We start from the raw sequence: 16,588 nt of genomic DNA, 5'->3' as shown, positions 1-16,588 counted from the left end.
CGAGCAAGATCAGGATCAGGACTCGGGCCGGGCGTCCGCTCGGAGCAGGCCGTACATGATCGTGTCGTGGTAGCGGCCGCCGATGAACGATCGCCCGCGCATCAGCCCCTCCCGGGTGAAGCCGGCCTTCTCCAACGCCCGTTGCTCGGCATAGTTCTCGCCGTTGGTGGTCGCCTCGACCCGGTTCGCGGTGGTGTGATCGAACAGGTAGTCGATCAACAACTGCTGGGCCTTCGTGCCCAGTCCACGGCCGCGGTGTTCCGGCAGCAGCGCGATGCCGATCTCGTACGTGACGCCGGTCGGCACGCCCCGCCCCTCCGACTTCCAGACGACCATCCCGACCACCGTGTCCTCGGCGTCGGTGACCGCCACCATGCCGGAAGTCGGCGTGATGTAGCCGTCCTCCTCCCAGCGGCGGCGATTCCGCCGGACGTCGGTGAAGCCGGGCCACTCGAACGGGCCGAGCGCGTCCGGGTCGGTGCTGAGCCGCTCCAGAAACGGCAGATCGTCCTCGCGCAGCGCACGCAGCGCCGGTCCATCGCTCACGCCACACCCCATTCTCTCGGCTGGCCGCAAGCCTAACGATTCCCCACCCGCCGAGTTGTCAGAACTGAGTTGTGCCCTGGGGCTACTCAGTTCTGACAACTCAGCGTGGGTGATCGACAGCCCGGGGCCGGCGGGTGGAGTCTTGTCCCAGCGGAGACCGAGACGACCGGAGCGGCCGGCCGTCACGCCGGAGCTCCGCGGGAGTTGACGTGACGACCAGGACGACGCAGTTGACCGACGAGCGTGGGCTGAGCGCGGCCGAAGTGGCCGAGCGGGTCGCCGCCGGAGCCGTGAACCACGCGAAGCGGCGCACGTCTCGGCCGTTCACGGCGATCCTGCGGGCCAACCTGTTCACGCCGCTGAACGCGATCATCGGCCTGCTCGCGGTGATCGCGATCAGCTTCGGCGGCTGGAAGCAGGGGCTGTTCGCGGGCGTGATCATCGCCAACATCCTGATCGGCACCGTTCAGGAGGTACGGGCCAAGCGGACGCTGGACCGGCTGTCGCTGCTGAACCGGGCCACGGTGCGGGTGCTGCGGGACGGTGTGGTGCTGGAGATCGAGCCGGAGCAGCTCGTCCGCGACGACCTGGTGCTGGTCGAATCCGGCGACCGGATCATGGTCGACGGGCCGGTGATCACGTCGCGCAACCTGGAGATCGACGAGTCGCTGCTGACCGGCGAGGCCGACCCGGTGGCGAAGGAGCCCGGCGCCGAGGTGCGGTCCGGCTCGTTCGCGGTGGCCGGCACCGGGCTGTTCCGGGCCGAGCGGATCGGTGCGGAGTCCTATGCCGCCAAGCTGGTCGAGGAGGCCAGCAAGTTTGCGCTGGCCCGGTCGGATCTGCGCGAGGGCATCAATCGGTTCATCCGGATGATCAACTGGCTGATCGTTCCGATCGCGATCCTGTTGATCATCAGCCAGGCCGCCGATCCGCAGCGCTGGCGGGAGGTGATCGTCTCCACCGTCGCCGGCATCGTGCCGATGATCCCTGAAGGCCTGGTGCTGCTGACCTCGGTTGCGTTCGCGGTCGGCGTGATCCGGCTCGGCGCCCGGCGCTGCCTGGTCCAGGAACTGCCGGCGATCGAGGGCCTCGCCCGCACCGACGTGCTCTGCCTGGACAAGACCGGGACGCTGACCGAGGGCGGAATGGACGTCGACTCGATCCGCCCGATCGCCGGCGCGGTCGCGACCGAGGCGCTCGCCGCGCTGGCCACCGCCGACGACAGCCCGAACCCGACCATGCAGGCCGTCGCCGCCCACCTGGCCGCGCTGGAGATCACCGACCCCGGATGGTCGGTGATCGACACGATGCCGTTCTCCTCGGCCCGCAAGTGGAGCGGCACCCGGTTCGACGATCACGGCACCTGGCTGCTCGGCGCCCCGGACGTGCTGCTCGAGCCCGACGATCCGGCTTGTCGGCAGGCCGAAACCCTGGCGGCGCAGGGCCTGCGGGTGCTCGTGCTGATCACCGCGGAGTCGGCTTCGACCGCCGACGGCGTCGTCGGCGCCCGGGCCCAGGCCCTGGTGGTGCTGCGGCAGCGGCTGCGGTCGACCGCGGCGGCGACGCTCGCCTACTTCCGCGAGCAGGGCGTCGCGGTCAAGATCATCTCCGGCGACTCCCCCGCCGCCGTCGGCGCGGTCGCGGCGCAGCTCGGAGTCGTGGGTGCGGCCGAGCCGGTGGACGCGCGGTACCTGCCCGAGGACCCCGCCGAGCTGGCCGACCTGCTTGAGCGGGCCACCGTCTTCGGCCGGGTGCAGCCGCATCAGAAGCAGGCGTTCGTCAAGGCGCTGCAGTCCCGCGGACACACGGTGGCGATGACCGGGGACGGCGTGAACGACGTGCTGGCGCTCAAGGACGCGGACCTCGGCATCGCCATGGGGTCGGGTTCCGCGGCGTCCCGCTCGGTGGCGCAGGTGGTGCTGCTCGACGACGAGTTCGCGACCCTGCCGCACGTGGTGGCCGAGGGTCGCCGAGTGATCGGCAACATCGGCCGGGTCTCGAACCTGTTCCTGACCAAGACCATCTACGCGATCACCCTGGCGCTGGTGATCGCCGTCGGCGCGATCTGGTCGCGACTCAGCGGCAACGCGCTGCTGCCGTACCCGTTCCTGCCGATCCACCAGACCTTGATCAACGCGTTCACGATCGGCCTGCCGGCCTTCCTGCTGGCACTGGCGCCGACCTTCGACCGGGCCAAGCCCCACTTCGTCCGCCGGGTCCTCACCTTCGCGATCCCGGCCGGGATCTGTTGCGCGGTGCCGACCTTCGCGGTCTATCTGATCACCCTCGCCCGCGACGGTTACGACTCGCCGCTGCCCCAGACCACGGCCGCGATCACCCTCTTCTGCCTGGCCTTGGCGGCGCTGGCAATCGTGGCCCGGCCGTACGTGTGGTGGAAGCTGATCTTGGTCGGCGGCTGCGCCGCGGCCCTGGTGCTGGCCCTGGCCGTGCCGCTGTTCGCCCGGTTCCTGGAACTGCAGCAACCCGACGGCTGGCACCTGGCCGCCGCAGCCATCGCCGTCGCCGTCGGCGCCGCGGCCTTCGGGCTCTACTCCTTGATCTGGCCCCGCCGCCACCCCCTGGACTGAACCCCGGGTAGAGGCGCCGGGCGAACGGAGATTCAGATTCCCTGCGGCAACCCGGTGGCCAGGCTGGTGTGCACGGCCTCGATCGCCGCGGTGATCAGATAGCCCGCCTGCAGACCGGGGACGTCCCGCTCCGCGCCGCCCAGGACGGCGATGAAGTCGCCGATCATGTCGACCGGGACGCCGCGGACCTGGCCGTCCCCGGGATGGCCGAGCTGGACCCACTGCCCGCCGGCATCGTCGTAGCGGGTGACCCCGCTGTCAGAGACGTTCAGCCGGAAGCTGGTCGTGTCCGTGTTGAGCTCATAGCGGAAGTCGAACACAGCCGGCATCGAGGTCGGCAGCACCCACTGCGAGTTGAGCACGGTCACCGACCCGTCAGCCATCGTGAACGAGGCGGTGATCGCGTCCCAGGTGTCGACACCGAGTCCGGGCAGTACCCGCTTCACGCCGCGGGCGAAGACACTCACCGGCCAGCTGTCTGACAGCCAGCAGGCAAGATCAAGACTGTGCGGCATCAGGAACCAGGCCGGTGAACTGCGCGCGGCCCAGGACAGCATCGAGGTCGGCACGAAGATCGTGTCGTTCAGGTTGATCACCTGGTTGACGACCGTGCCGGCACCGCCGGCGGCGAGCTGGCGGCGGAGCTCGGCGAAGCGCGGATTCCACCGGTTCTCGAAGGCGATCATGATCTTCGGGTCCGTGGCGCCGGCCGCGGCGACGATCGCGTCGGCGTCGGCGACGGTGGTGGCCAGCGGCTTCTCGATCATCAGATCCAGACCGCGTTCCAGGCAGCCGACGGCCGCGTCCCGGTGGGCGAAGTCGGGCGTCGCGATCACCGCAGCGGTCAGCTCAGGATGCACGCTCAACATCGCCTCGGCATCGGCGTAGCCCGGCACGCCGAGGGCAGCTTCGGCGCGCTCCCGGACCTCGGGGTCGGGGTCGCAGACCGCGACTAGTTCGGCCCACGGATGCTGCCGGATCGCCGTGGCGAACAGGAAGCCGCGGATGCCGCAGCCGACGACGCCGAGGCGGGGCGGGGCGGTTTCTTCCATCGATCAGACCCCTCATGACATACCTGTGTTGCGAAACCATACCCACCTGGTCGGGGGCCCGCCGGCCCGCATCGATCATCATCCACGGGCCCGTGCCTCCGGATCCGAATCGACGGTGTACACCTAAAGGCCGAGCCTGGCCTTTGTCACGCTCCACGTTTCGGTAGGGATTTCCTTCCCCGCGTTGAGCCGATCAGCGTTTTCCAGCATTCGACGATGTGCTTGCGGATCTTGGGAGGACCACGCCACAATCTGCCAGCGGCGGAGGAAGGAATGCACGATTGTCAGGTCGAGGGATTCCGTTGCCTCGGCCATCACTTGGCGAAACTCGCTGTCGAAATCGCCGACGTCCTCGGGCAGGAGCGCGGCTCGGATGACCCGTGGCGTCAACTCCGGTGGAGTCTGCCGATCTGGGGAGCGCGCGCCAGCCGTCATGTTGCCATCGTAGACCGGCCCTCTGACAGCGGAGCGTGCTAAGGCCAGCGGGCGCCGAGGGAGATCATGCCGACGGCGGCGAGGATGGCGAAGGCGAGGCCGAAGCCGGCGTAGCGCTCGGTGACCTCCTGCTCCACCTTCTCGGTGCCGACCGAGGTGCCGATGTCGGCGTAGACCTCCTTGAGCTGACCCGCCGACCGCGCTTCGTACGCCTCACCGCCGGTGATCTTGGCGATCCGCTGCATCTCGGCCCGGTCGACCGGGACCCGCTCGACCCGGCCGCCGATCTCGATCGTGCCGGTGTCGGTGCCGTACGCGATCGTGTAGATCTCGACCTTCCTGGCCTTCGCCTCCTCAGCAGCACTGGCCGAGGACTTGCCGATCTGGGTCTTGCCGTCGCTGAGCAGCACGATCCGCGCGGGCACCGGCGCCTTCGGATCGTCCGGATCCGGTGGCACCTGGTTCAGCGCCGCCAGCGAGGTGTAGATGCCGTCGCCGATCGCCGTGCCCTGGTCGGGTTCGAGGGCCTGGATCGCGGCAGTGACCGCGCCCCGGTCGAGCGTCGGTGGGACCACGATCGAGGTCGCGGCGGCGAACGACACCAGCGACACGTTGAACTTCGGCGGCAGCGACTCGACGAACTCGGCCGCGGCGGCCTTGGCGGCATCGAGCCGGTTCGGGGCGACGTCCTCGGCCAGCATCGACAGCGATACGTCGATCGCGACCACGATCGTCGCCCGCTGCCGCGGCACGGCGACCTCGTCCTTCGGCTTGGCGAAGGCGACCGTCAGGCTGGCCAGGCTGAGCACCGCGAGGCCGACCGCGAGATGGCGCAGCCAGGTCCGTTCCTTCGGGATGACGAAGTCGAACATGGTCCGGCCGGAGGTGTTGCTGCGCTTCATCTTCCGCCGGACCAGCAGCAGATAGAGACCCACGAGCGCCGGGATCAGCAGCAACAACAGCAGCCGCTCCGGCGACAGGAAGGCGATCATCGGAGTCATCATGGACGTCCTTCGACGGAATCGGGCCCGGCTGCCGGCGCCGGGCACGCAATGTTGATCACGGCCATTTCGCCCCCAACGAGATCGCGCCGAGGGCGGCCAGCACGGCGAAGACCAGGCCGAAGCCGGCGAAGGCGGAGGTGACCTCGTGGTTCACCTTCTCGTAGCCGACCTCGGAGCCGATGTTCTGATAGACCCGCTTCAGTTGATCCGCCGTCGCCGCGCGGAAGTACTCGCCGTCGGTGTCCTCGGCGATCCGCTGCATCAGCTCATGATCGACGGGGACCGGCTCACGCTTCCCGTCCAGGTCGACAAAACCGTTCTCGGTGCCGTACCCGATGGTATAGACGGGGACCTTGGCGTTCTTGGCCGCCGCCGCACCCTGGGTCGGCGCCCGACCGGCGGTGTTGGTGCCGTCGCTGAGCAGCACGATCGCCCCGGGGGCGACGTTCTTCGGATCGTCCGGGTCCTTGGGCGCCTGACCGATCGCCCGAAGCCCGGTGAAGATCGCCTCGCCGATCGCGGTCGAGTCGTCGAGCTTGATCCCGTTGATCGTGTTCTCCACCGTGGTGTGGCTCAGCGTCGGCGGGACCAGGATCGTCGCCGATCCGGCGAACGACACGACCGAGACGTTGTACTTGTCCGGCAGTTGCTTGACGAACTCGATCGCCGCCTGCTTGGCCGCGTCCAACCGGGTCGGCTTGACGTCGACCGCCTGCATCGACTGCGACGCGTCCAGCGCGATCACCACGGTGGCCCGTTCCCGCGGCACCTCGACCTTGGTCGCCGGCCGGCCCCAGGCGAAGGTCAGCATGACCAGGCTGATGATCGACAGCGCGACGGCGAGGTGCCGCCGCCACTGCGACTGCTTCGGGATCACCGCCTCCAGCATCGAGGTGTTGGTGAACCGCATGCCGCGCCGGTTCTTCCGCAGCTGAGCGAAGATGTACGCGGCGATCAGCAGGGGGATGGTCAGCAGCGCGAACAACCGGTCGGCCGACAGGAACGTCAGGTTCACGAAGAAGTCGACGATGTCGTCGATGAATCCGTTCACTTGGCCACTCCCTGCGGCGGTGCGTGCAACATGCTCGCGACCCGGCGATACGCCAGGACGAACCGGGCGATGTCCTGCACCCAGTCTCGGTCGGTACGCAACTGGATGTGCCCGACACCTGCCCGACGAAGCGCGATCCGGATTCGTTCCCGCTGCGCGGCGCTGGCCGCGTCCATCCGGGACCGGGCGCCGTCGTCGCCGGTGTTGACGTACCGCTCGAAGTCGGTCTCCGGATCCCGGATCAGCATGTCGCCGACGTCGGGGAACTCGACCTCCCGCTTGTCCACGACCTCGATCGCCAGCACCTGGTTGCGGACCGCGAGCCGGCGCATCGACCGCTCCCACTCCGGCTCGACGTTCGGGTCGAGTTCATGATCACCGGGGGTCAGGAAGTCGGAGACGACCACCCGCAGGCCGCGCCTCCGCTGGGTCCGGGAGAGCTGCTCGACGGAGGCGGCCAGGGTCATCGGGCCGCGGGCGTGGTCGGGCACGAACGGCTCGGTCAGCATCCGCCGGAGCAGGCCGTACAGGGCGGCCCGGCCGGACCGGGCCGGAAGCCGCCGCAGCTGCTCCGGCCGCATGATGTAACCGCCGAATCGGTCGCCCATCTTCTGGCTCAGGAAGCCGATGGTGGCGATCGCGGCGATCCCGAGGTCGCGCTTGGTGACGCCCTCGGTGCCCCAGTTCATCGACGGGGTGACGTCCAGCAGCCCCCACACCTCGAGCTCCCGGTCGGACATCGTGTCGCGGACGTGCGGCACCGTGGTCCGGGCCGTGACCGCCCAGTCGATCTTGCGCACGTCGTCCTCGCCCGCGATGTAGACCCGGGCGTCATTGGCGTCGGTCCCGGGACCCGGCAGCAGGCCGAGATGATCACCCTGCAGGTAGCCCTCGAGCCGACGCACGATGGCCAGCTCGAGCCGACGCAGCGCGGCCTCCGGTGCCAGCTTGTTCAGCGGGATGGTCGGCCGGGTGGGCATCCCGAGCACCGAGGACAACGCCCCGTGCTGGGCCGCCTGGTCCGCGGACGGTTCGGCGAACTCCAGCGGCGGCCCGGCCGGCGGCGGCATGGCGGCCGGGCCGGAAGGCGGCGGGAACGCGGGGCCTCCGGACGGAGGCGGAAAGGCCGGCCGTCCGGCGGGTGGCGGGAAGTTCGGTGCTCCTGACGACAACGACGACCCGCCTAGTGGAAGTCCGGCTGGGGCGCCTGCTGATGGTTCGGCGAGCCCTGCTGCTGGTTGTTGTTCCAGACCGGCGTGGGCGGCGGCACCATGGCGACGATCCGCTCCACCACCTGGGCCGGGTTGATGTTGTCGGCGACGGCATCGAAGCCCAGCACCAACCGGTGCGACATGACGTCCCTGGCGACGGACTGGACGTCGGTCGGCAGCACGTAGTCGCGACCGTGGATCAGGGCGAGCGCGCGGGCCGCGGCGACGAGGCCGAGGGTGGCGCGCGGGCTGCAGCCGATCTGGATCACCGAGGTCAAGTCGGGCATGTTGAACTCGCCCGGGGTCCGGGTCGCCAGCACCAGCCGGACGATGTATTCGGCCACCAGGTTGTGTACGAAGACGTCCTCGGCCCGCCGCTGCAGGTCGCGGACGATCTCCGGGTTGAGCACCGGGCTCGAGGACGGCGGATCGACGCTCATCCGGCGCAGGATCTCGAACTCCTCGTTGCCCCGCGGATAGGGCACGTCGACCTTGAGCAGGAACCGGTCCCGCTGCGCCTCCGGCAACGGGTAGACGCCCTCGGACTCGACCGGGTTCTGGGTCGCGATGACGATGAACGGGTTCGGCGCCGGGTGCGTCTTGCCGCCGATCGACACCTGCTTCTCCGCCATCAGCTCGAGCATCGCGGACTGCACCTTGGCCGGCGCGCGGTTGATCTCGTCGGCCAGCACGAAGTTGACGAAGACCGGGCCGAGCTCGACGTCGAAGCCTTCCTGGCTCGCCTTGTAGATCCGGGTGCCGACGATGTCGGAGGGCACCAGGTCCGGGGTGAACTGGATCCGGGCGAACTCACCGCCGACCACGGTCGCGAAGCTGCGGACCGCCAGCGTCTTGGCGACGCCGGGCACGCCTTCGAGCAGGATGTGTCCCTTGGCCAGCAGGCCGACCATCAACTGCTCGACCATGTGTTCCTGGCCGACGATGACCCGCTGCACCTGGGAAATGGCCTCGCCCAGCAGTTGCGCCACCTTCTGATTGGCACCCTGGGTCTGCTGCTGGCCCTGTGTCGCGCTGCTCACTCAGTCTCCTCGTAAATCCTTCGTCTGCCGCGCAGCGACCGCCCGTGACCGACGCGGCGGACCCGCTTGCCACCACGAACCTACCGGTGCCCCGGCGCCAAGTCATTCTCGCAGACGCCCGTCCCGGCCCCGTGTCACAGCGCGAGGCGACGACCATTCCACCACCGGACCGGTTCAGCCGCCGCGAGGCAGTCAAACCTACGCAGTCCGGCGACCGGATTCACAGGTACGGCACAGGGAGGCCGGGGCGGTCCCGACCCCGACGGCACTAGGCTCTGGCTGCCGAGACACTCGTCCGGCTGCCGTACGCTCTCGCGCCGCCGACGCAGCGGTCGGTGGAGGCCTCGATGTGGTGAGATAGAGGGCGATGTCAACACCCCAACCGCCGCCGGGACAACCGGAGTACGTCCCGGTCCACCCACTGCTGCCCGACGATCCGCCGAAGATCGGCGAATTCTGGCTCGACGCGCGGCTCACCGCCAGCCAGTCCGGGGTGGTCTACACCGGCCACGGCGCCGCGCCGACCGATCAAGAGGGCGCCACCGGCAGCGTGCCGGTGATGATCGTGCTGCTCTCGGAGGGTGCCGCCGGCGATGCCGCGGCCCGCGACCGGTTCGCCGGGGTCGTCAACCAGATGCACATCGACACCGTGCTGGCCCGGGGCGGGCACGGCCAGGACTCCGGTCGGCTCGGCCGGCGCTACCAGGCCGACGACGACGACCCGATCGCCCCGGACGGACATCCGACGGCTCCGTGGGCGGCCCTCGCCTACGACGGCTCGCCGGCCGCCGCGGCCGAGGCCCAGCGGGTGCTGAACGAGGTCACCCTGGCCGTGCTGCCGATGCAGGGCCGGCCGGCGGGGCCGGACTACCGGCTGTACTGGATCGACCGGGTCAAGCCGGGGCTGGCCCGGCTCTGGCCGCTGCCCTGGCCCGGCCGCTATTCCCGGGCCGGTTGGGCGACCATCCTGATCTCCTGGCTGTTGATGATGCTGCTGGCCGCGCTCGCCGTACTGATCGCGATCTTGATCTTCCGCAACCAGCCGCCGCAGTCGCCGCCACCGCCGGTGCCGCCGACCGCCAGCCCGCCGCCGTCCGGCTCACCGCCGCCGTCGGGTTCGCCGCCGCCCTCCGGTTCGCCGCCCCCGTCCTCGGGTTCGCCGCCGCCGTCGTCAGGTTCGCCGTCGCCGTCCTCCGGGTCGCCGTCGCCGAACAGCGGATCGCCCTCCCCCAACAGCGGGTCACCCTCGCCGTCGGAGGGGTCACCGAGCCAGACGCCGTCGATGTCGGGTTCGCCGTCGCCGGGCGACACCGGCGGACCGACCCCGTCGCAGTCCGGTGGCGGGCCGCCGTCGCCCCGGTCCAGGCTCTGATCCGTTGACCTCCGAGCTGATCACCCGCCACGCCGGGCCCGCACCGGCGTTGATCGTTTCCGATCTTGACGGCACCTTCCTGTCCCCGGACGGCACCGTGTCCGAGGTCAACGCCCAGGCTGTCGCCGCAGCCCAGCGGGCCGGCATCCCGGTGATCTTCGCCACCGGGCGACCGGTCCGCTGGCTGGAGGTGATCAGTGAGCTGCCCGGCGCTCATCCGACGGTGATCGCCAGCAACGGCGCCGTCCTGTACGACCGGGGCGAGCGGCGGGTGCTCCGGTCGCGCACCATCGACCGGACGCTGGGCCGGGATGCGGTCCGCCTGCTCCGCCGGGAGTTGCCCGAGGTGCGCTTCGGCTTCGAGTCCGGGGACTGGTTCGGGCACGAGTCGGGCTATCTGCTCACCGACGACACCAGTGACGACCCGGCGCTGCGGATCGGCGGGGCCGAGGAGCTGGCCCTGGCCGGTGATCATGTCAAGATCCTGGCCCGGCACCCCGAGTGGGCGTCGGATGACCTCGCGGCCGCGGCGACGAAGTTGATCGGTGACGTGCTGACCGTGACGCACTCCTCGATGCCGGGTTCGCGGCTGATCGAGCTGAGCCGGCTCGGGGTGAGCAAGGCCTCGATGCTGGCCGAGGTGTGTGCCGATCTCGACATCGCGCTGGCCGACGTGGCCGCGTTCGGCGACATGCCGAACGATCTTGACCTGTTGTCCGTCGTCGGCCTGCCACACGCGATGGAGAACGCTCATCCGCTGTTGCTCGACCTCGGCATCGCCGTGGTGCCGAGCAACGCCGAGTCGGGGGTCGGCCGGACCATCAGCGGCTGGCTGGCCGAGCCGGCCGGATGACGGCGCCGTCGTTGCTGCTGCGCAACGTCCGCCTGGTCGGCGCCGGGTCCGGCGCCCCGACCGATCTCCTGATCACCGCCGGCCGGGTCGGCCTCGCGACGGACGCCGTGGACCCGGGCGAGGTGATCGATCTCGAGGGCCGGTTCGTCCTCCGCGGTCTGTGGGATCGGCACGTGCATTTCGATCAGTGGGCGCTGGCCCGGCGCCGGATCGATCTCACCCCGACCACCTCCGCCGCCGCCGTGATCGAGCTCGTCGCCGAGCAGGCCGGCAGCGATCCGGTGATCACCGGGTACGGCTTCCGCGACGCCGCCTGGGCCGACCGGCCGACCCGGGCCGCGCTGGACCGGGCCGTGCCGGACCGCCCGGTGGTGCTGGCCTCCAACGACCTGCACTGCGCCTGGCTGAACTCGGCCGCCTTCCGCCGGTTCGGGGTCACCCCGAGCGAGGACGGGCTGATCCGCGAGGACGCGGCCTTCGCTGTCCTGCAGGCGATCTCCGACCTGGTCGCCGACCGCTCCGACGGTTACGCCGACGAGGCCGCCCGGGCCGCGGCGGCGCGCGGGCTGGTCGGCATCGTCGAGCTGGAGTTCCAGGCCAACCACGAGGTGTGGCGCCGGCGGGTCGCCGCCGGCACCCGGTCGCTGCGGGTCGAGTGCGGGCTGTATCCGCCGCACCTGGCCGAGGCGATCCGGCTCGGCCTGCGGACCGGCGAACCGCTGCCGGACGGCGCCGGGCTGCTCACCGGCGGGCCGCTCAAGATCATGATCGACGGATCGCTGAACACCCGCACCGCCGCATGCTGGGACCGCTATCCGGAGCCGGGTGACGCCGACCATGATCACGGCATCCTGCAGTACGACCTCGGGTCGTTGACGACCATGATCGCGGAAGCCGGAGCGGCCGGGTTGGAGTGCGCCGTGCACGCGATCGGCGACCGGGCCAACACCGTCGCCCTGGACGCGTTCGCCGCCGCCGGCCGGCCCGGCCGGATCGAGCATGCCCAGTTGATCAAGGACGATGACCTGGCCCGGTTCGGCGCGCTCGGGGTGGTCGCCAGCGTCCAGCCCGATCATGTGATCACCGACCGGGACGTGGCCGATCGGCACTGGCCGGGCCGGACCGGCCGGGCCTACCCGTACGCGAGCCTGCTCGCCGCCGGAGCCACCCTGCGGCTCGGCTCCGACGCACCGGTGTCCCCCCTCGACCCGTGGCGGACGATCGCCGCGGCCGTGCACCGTACCGGAGACGGACGGGAGCCCTGGCACCCGGAACAACGACTGACCGTCGCCGCCGCCCTGGACGCCTCGACCGGTGGCCGGGCCACGGTCCGGCCCGGCGACCCGGCCGACCTGGTGATCACCGACCTGGACCCACTGACCGCGACCCGAGACCAACTCCGCACGATGCCCGTGCACGCCACGATGCTCGCCGGCCACTGGACCCACCCACCGAGTTGTCAGAACTGAGTAGCCCCCTGGCACAACTCAGTTCTGACAAGTCGGCTGCGGGGTGGCTGTCGTTCCTAGGCGGCGGGCGATTTCGGTGATTGCCTGCTCGAAGCCGGACCGGGTGGTGTCCCGGAACCCGATGAAGAAGCGGTTGGCCAGCGGCACGCCCCAGCGCATCCAGGCGGCGACGTTGAAGACCCGGTGGATGATCAAGGTCCCGGCGCCGTCGGACTCGGCCGACCACTCGCCGCGATACCACCAGCCGCCCTGGTAGGCGAGCGTCGTCCCGTCGGTCTCGGTGGCCGCGATACCCGCCTTCAGTTCCGGCCAGACCCGGTCCAGCGGGGCATCGATCCGGCCGGCGACCTCGACCATCAGCTTCTTCCGCTCAGCCACGGGGATCGCTCCGCCGAGTGTTCTGGAACGAGGCGAACCGCCAACCGTCGGGGGTGTCGACCGCGGTGAGCGTCACGACCGAGTCCCGGCTCGGGTCGGCCTGACCGTCGACGGTGGAACCGCCGCTGGAGACGATCAACACCGCACCCTCGGCGAGCGGCTTCAGGTCGGCCCTGCCGTTGTCGGGTTCGAGCTTGATCGGCTGCTTGAACAACGCGCGGTGGCCTTCCTCAATCGCCGTCCGGCCGCGCAACCGGAGGCCGAAGAAGGTGATGTAGTCGGCGTCCTCGGTGAACAGCTCGGCGTAGGCGGCGGCGTCGCCGTCGTTCCAGGTCTCGGTCAGCCGGTGCAGCAACCGGTGCACCTGCTCGGCCGTCTCGGTCGGCGGCGTCGGCATGCTGAAGTTGATCATGAAGTCCTCCCTGAGTCTTGGTCGGTGGCGGGTTCGCGGAGCACGTCGGCCAGGAGGTCGAGCCGGACGGTGCCGGACCAGTCGAGGTCGCCGCGCTCGATCCGGTCCAGCACGGTGCCGATCCAGTCGAGCTCGGCCTGCTGCACCGCCCGCTCGTACTCCAGCTCGAGCAGCAGCAGATCCGGCAGCCCCTCCTCGCGGAGCGCGGCGAGCTGCCCGGTCAGCGCCGTGACCGCGCCGGTGATCGTCGCGGCCCGGGTCCGCAGCGCGGCCAGGGCGGACCCGGCCGGCAGACAACCGAGCAGCGACACCGCCGCGACGAACGTCCGCCGATCCAGCTCCGGCACCTCGATCAGCGTCCGCAGCCGGGTGGCCAGCTGGGCCCGGCCCTCGTCGGTGATCCGGTAGACGGTCCGCTCCGGCCGATTCCCGTCCCGGACCGTCTCCGCCGGCTGGATCAGTTCGTCCCGGGTCAGCCGTTCGACCGCGTGATAGAGGCTGCGCGGCAGCCCGGTGACGTAGTCCTTGTGCGTCTCGACGATGAACCGCTGCAACTCGTACGGGTGCCCGTCCCGCACCGAGAGCATCGCCAACACCGTGAGACCGACCAGATCATGGCCACGAGCCATCCGTACCTCCTGCTAGTGCAACATGCACTATAGCAGTACGCACTAGGGAGTCAGGAGGGGTCGGGGAGGAGGACGACCTTGCCGAGGGTGCGGCGGGATTCGAGGTCGGTGTGGGCCTGGGCGGCTTGGGCCAGCGGGTACGAAGTCAGCAGGGGGCGCCACTCGTCGGCGGCGGCACGGCGCAGGGCTTCGAGGACGTACGGCCGCAGCACCTCCGGGCCGCTGCCGCGGGGGAAGCCGAAGCCCCAGGAGGCGCCGACGCCGCGGTCGACCAGATCGTCGGTGGTCACCCGGGTGGCTGTACCGGAGGAATAGCCGAACATCAGCAGCCGGCCGCCGGGCGCGAGCAGCTCGAAGGCGGCGCGGCCGACGTCGCCGCCGACCCCGTCGAGCACGACGGTCGGTGCCTGCTGGACCCGATCCGGCCAGTCGGGCCGGCTGTAGTCGATCAACTCGTCGGGCTCGAGCTCGCGCAGCCGGCCGAGCTTCTCCGGTCCGCCCGCGGCGGCGATCACCCGGGCACCGGCCGACCGGGCGGCCTGCACCAGCAACCAGCCGATGCCGCCGGCGGCGGCGGGGATCAGCACCGTGTCGTCGGCCGTCAGGGCCGCGCCGGTCAGCACGCCGACAGTGGTCCGGCCGGTGCCGACCAGCGCCACCGCGTCCGCCGGCGTCACCGGACCGGGCAGCGCCTCCAGGTCGAACAGGCGGTCCACCGCGGTCACGGCCTGCTCGGCATACCCGCCGGGCACGAACCCCAGATGGGCGACCACCCGGCGCCCGCGCCAGGAGTCGTCGACGCCGGCACCGACCCGGTCGACGGTGCCGGCAACCTCGCGGCCGGGCACGGTGGGCAGCGCGCCGGGCGGCAGCGGTCCGCCGGTCTCGCCCCGGCGGAGCACGGTGTCGAGCAGGTGGATCCCGCTGGCCCGGACCGCGATCCGGACCTCGCCGTCGTCCGGTTCGAGGTCGGGCAGGTCGTCGAGGCGAAGGTTCTCGGGCGGGCCGAAGGCGTGCAGTCTGATGGCTTTCATGGGATCAACGGTGCGACCTGAAGCCGAGTTGAGGTCAACCGTGTCGTCCGTCACTCGTCGCCGGTCCGCGGGTTCGGCTCACCCTGGGTCGCGGGGACTGGTTAGATCGACCCATGGGCACGTCAACACGCAGACCGGGCGCGCCTCGGTCCGGGTCGACGCGTCCGGGCTCGGGGCGACGGGGGTCCGGGCCTCGCGGCTCGGGGCGACCGGGGGCACCGCGGCCGGACCGGGACCGACCGCACCCGTCCGATCCGTTCACCGGCCCGGAGGCCGGCCCGCCGCTGACCTGGCGCCGCTTGCTGACCGGGTTCCTGATCTGCCTGCCGGCGGTCCTGATCGGCCTCTACGTCGGCTCGACCTCGTTCCGCGGCGGCACCCTGTTTCCGTGGAACCCGGTGATGGTCGACCTCGAGGTCTACCGGCTCGCGGGCAAGACGCTGCTCGAGGGCGGTGACCCGTACCATCTGCCCGGCTCGCTGCCGTTTCTCTATCCGCCCTTCGCCGCACTGCTGGCGGTGCCGCTGTCGCTGCTGCCGCTCGGCGTGGTCGAGGTCGCCTGGACCATCGGCGGAGTGCTGGCGATCCTCGCGATCCTGCACCGTTTCGGGCTCGGCGGCGCTCGGCTGGCGCTGATCGGCGCCGCGGTGATCTTCATCGCCGAGCCGGTGAACCAGACCCTGAGCTTCGGCCAGGTCGGGATCTTCCTGGCCGCCCTGGTCATCCTCGATCTCGTCCCCGGGCCGCGGATCCTGCCCGGCCGGCGGCTGCTGCCGCCCGGTGTGCTGACCGGGCTGGCGGCGGCGGTCAAGCTGACCCCGGCCATCTTCTGGCTGTTCCTGCTCGGCGCCGGCCGCAAGGGCCTGGACGCGGAGCGCCGGGCCGGCCTGGTCAGCATCGGCACCGCTGCGGCGGTGACGCTGGTGACGGCCGTCGTCGTGCCGCGGACCTCGCTGGACTTCTGGGGCCGGCTGGCCCACGGCGACACCGGGCTGGGCAACAGCTTCGTCTACTTCACCAACCAGTCGGTGATGGCCGATGTGGTCCGGGTGCTCGGCATCGGGCGGCCGAGCCAGCTGATCGCGCTGGTCGCCTGCGGGCTGGTGGCGCTGCTCGGGGCCTGGGTCGGCCTGCTCTGGCACCGGCGCGGGATGACCGGCTTCGGGGTGGCCCTGTGCGGGCTGGCCGGGTTGCTCGCCTCGCCGGTCTCCTGGAGCCACCACTTCGTCTGGATCGTGCCGCTCGGGCTCTGCCTGGCCGGTCCGCTGCTGTCGCGGCAGGTGGGCCCACCGCGGCGGCTTCCGTTGTGGTTCCAGATCCTCGGCTGGGCGTTCGTCGGCTGGGTCGTGGTGGCGCCGTACAAACAACTGCCGGGTGGCGCCGACGTGGAGCTGACCTGGTCGCCGGCGCAGAACCTGATCGCGTCCACCACCGCCCTGCTCGGCCTGGCGATCTTGGTCGCGGCACTGATCCTGATCTTCAGGCGCTCCGAACGGACCGCGACCGCCGGGTAA

The 16,588-nt window shown here is 70.8% G+C and carries 15 protein-coding genes and 1 pseudogene; 5 read left to right on the top strand and 11 right to left on the bottom strand.

Annotated features, from left to right (window positions below):
* Nucleotides 1–15: 15 nt before the first annotated feature.
* The gene (locus tag FNH24_RS22505; protein ID WP_217428430.1) at nt 16–546 is read right to left on the bottom strand and encodes a GNAT family N-acetyltransferase; all 531 of its coding nucleotides are present in this window, start codon (nt 544–546) and stop codon (nt 16–18) included.
* Between the two features lie 209 nt (nt 547–755).
* On the opposite strand from FNH24_RS22505, the gene FNH24_RS22500 reads away from it, so the two are divergent.
* On the top strand, nt 756–3,134 hold the full coding sequence (locus tag FNH24_RS22500) for an HAD-IC family P-type ATPase (protein ID WP_217428428.1): 2,379 nt from the start codon (nt 756–758) through the stop codon (nt 3,132–3,134).
* Nucleotides 3,135–3,166: 32 nt separating this feature from the next.
* Here FNH24_RS22500 and FNH24_RS22495 read toward each other — a convergent pair whose 3' ends face one another.
* The 6 genes and pseudogenes from FNH24_RS22495 to FNH24_RS22470 all read right to left on the bottom strand — a co-directional run.
* Entirely contained in the window at nt 3,167–4,186 is a 1,020-nt protein-coding gene (locus FNH24_RS22495) for a Gfo/Idh/MocA family protein (RefSeq protein WP_152364493.1), read from the bottom strand.
* Between the two features lie 123 nt (nt 4,187–4,309).
* Nucleotides 4,310–4,621: a DUF6247 family protein gene (locus FNH24_RS22490; protein ID WP_152364492.1), complete on the bottom strand. Its 312-nt coding sequence runs from the start codon at nt 4,619–4,621 to the stop codon at nt 4,310–4,312.
* 38 nt (nt 4,622–4,659) lie between these two features.
* Nucleotides 4,660–5,622, bottom strand: a complete 963-nt coding sequence (locus FNH24_RS22485) for a VWA domain-containing protein (protein WP_152365027.1) — start codon at nt 5,620–5,622, stop codon at nt 4,660–4,662.
* A gap of 58 nt (nt 5,623–5,680) precedes the next feature.
* Entirely contained in the window at nt 5,681–6,676 is a 996-nt protein-coding gene (locus FNH24_RS22480; RefSeq protein WP_246187024.1) for a VWA domain-containing protein, read from the bottom strand.
* The gene (locus FNH24_RS22475; protein WP_246187057.1) at nt 6,673–7,656 is read right to left on the bottom strand and encodes a DUF58 domain-containing protein; all 984 of its coding nucleotides are present in this window, start codon (nt 7,654–7,656) and stop codon (nt 6,673–6,675) included. Before FNH24_RS22475 ends, FNH24_RS22480 begins: the two co-directional genes overlap by 4 nt.
* A gap of 203 nt (nt 7,657–7,859) precedes the next feature.
* A pseudogene (locus FNH24_RS22470) lies at nt 7,860–8,873 on the bottom strand (AAA family ATPase); the annotation flags it as partial.
* A gap of 421 nt (nt 8,874–9,294) precedes the next feature.
* Here FNH24_RS22470 and FNH24_RS31575 point away from each other — a divergent pair.
* The 3 genes from FNH24_RS31575 to FNH24_RS22450 are packed head-to-tail and all read left to right on the top strand — an operon-like array spanning nt 9,295 to nt 12,621.
* Nucleotides 9,295–10,299: a hypothetical protein gene (locus FNH24_RS31575; RefSeq protein WP_161606265.1), complete on the top strand. Its 1,005-nt coding sequence runs from the start codon at nt 9,295–9,297 to the stop codon at nt 10,297–10,299.
* A gap of 4 nt (nt 10,300–10,303) precedes the next feature.
* Nucleotides 10,304–11,152 (top strand): HAD-IIB family hydrolase, encoded by an 849-nt coding sequence (locus FNH24_RS22455; protein ID WP_161606264.1) that lies wholly within the window; start codon nt 10,304–10,306, stop codon nt 11,150–11,152.
* The gene (locus FNH24_RS22450) at nt 11,149–12,621 is read left to right on the top strand and encodes an amidohydrolase (protein WP_152364486.1); all 1,473 of its coding nucleotides are present in this window, start codon (nt 11,149–11,151) and stop codon (nt 12,619–12,621) included. Before FNH24_RS22455 ends, FNH24_RS22450 begins: the two co-directional genes overlap by 4 nt.
* Nucleotides 12,622–12,639: 18 nt before the next feature.
* Here FNH24_RS22450 and FNH24_RS22445 read toward each other — a convergent pair whose 3' ends face one another.
* Genes FNH24_RS22445 through FNH24_RS22430 form a run of 4 tightly spaced genes read right to left on the bottom strand, consistent with a single transcriptional unit; the run spans nt 12,640 to nt 15,074 of the window.
* Nucleotides 12,640–12,999, bottom strand: coding sequence for a hypothetical protein (locus tag FNH24_RS22445; protein ID WP_175047909.1), 360 nt, complete (start codon nt 12,997–12,999; stop codon nt 12,640–12,642).
* Complete coding sequence (locus tag FNH24_RS22440; RefSeq protein ID WP_246187023.1) at nt 12,992–13,411, bottom strand: SgcJ/EcaC family oxidoreductase; 420 nt, start codon at nt 13,409–13,411, stop codon at nt 12,992–12,994. The genes FNH24_RS22445 and FNH24_RS22440 overlap by 8 nt, the downstream gene beginning before the upstream one ends.
* Nucleotides 13,408–14,040, bottom strand: a complete 633-nt coding sequence (locus FNH24_RS22435; protein WP_152364485.1) for a PadR family transcriptional regulator — start codon at nt 14,038–14,040, stop codon at nt 13,408–13,410. Before FNH24_RS22435 ends, FNH24_RS22440 begins: the two co-directional genes overlap by 4 nt.
* A 50-nt stretch (nt 14,041–14,090) precedes the next feature.
* Entirely contained in the window at nt 14,091–15,074 is a 984-nt protein-coding gene (locus FNH24_RS22430) for a zinc-binding dehydrogenase (RefSeq protein WP_152364484.1), read from the bottom strand.
* A 299-nt stretch (nt 15,075–15,373) separates the two neighbouring features.
* Here FNH24_RS22430 and FNH24_RS22425 point away from each other — a divergent pair, with 299 nt between their 5' ends.
* On the top strand, nt 15,374–16,588 hold the full coding sequence (locus tag FNH24_RS22425; RefSeq protein ID WP_152364483.1) for a glycosyltransferase 87 family protein: 1,215 nt from the start codon (nt 15,374–15,376) through the stop codon (nt 16,586–16,588).

Source organism: Microlunatus speluncae (assembly GCF_009299835.1).
In the GTDB taxonomy this organism is placed as follows: Bacteria; Actinomycetota; Actinomycetes; order Propionibacteriales; family Propionibacteriaceae; genus Microlunatus; species Microlunatus speluncae.
Note: the sequence above shows the minus strand (reverse complement) of the source record. Positions and strands in the feature narration are given on the sequence as shown.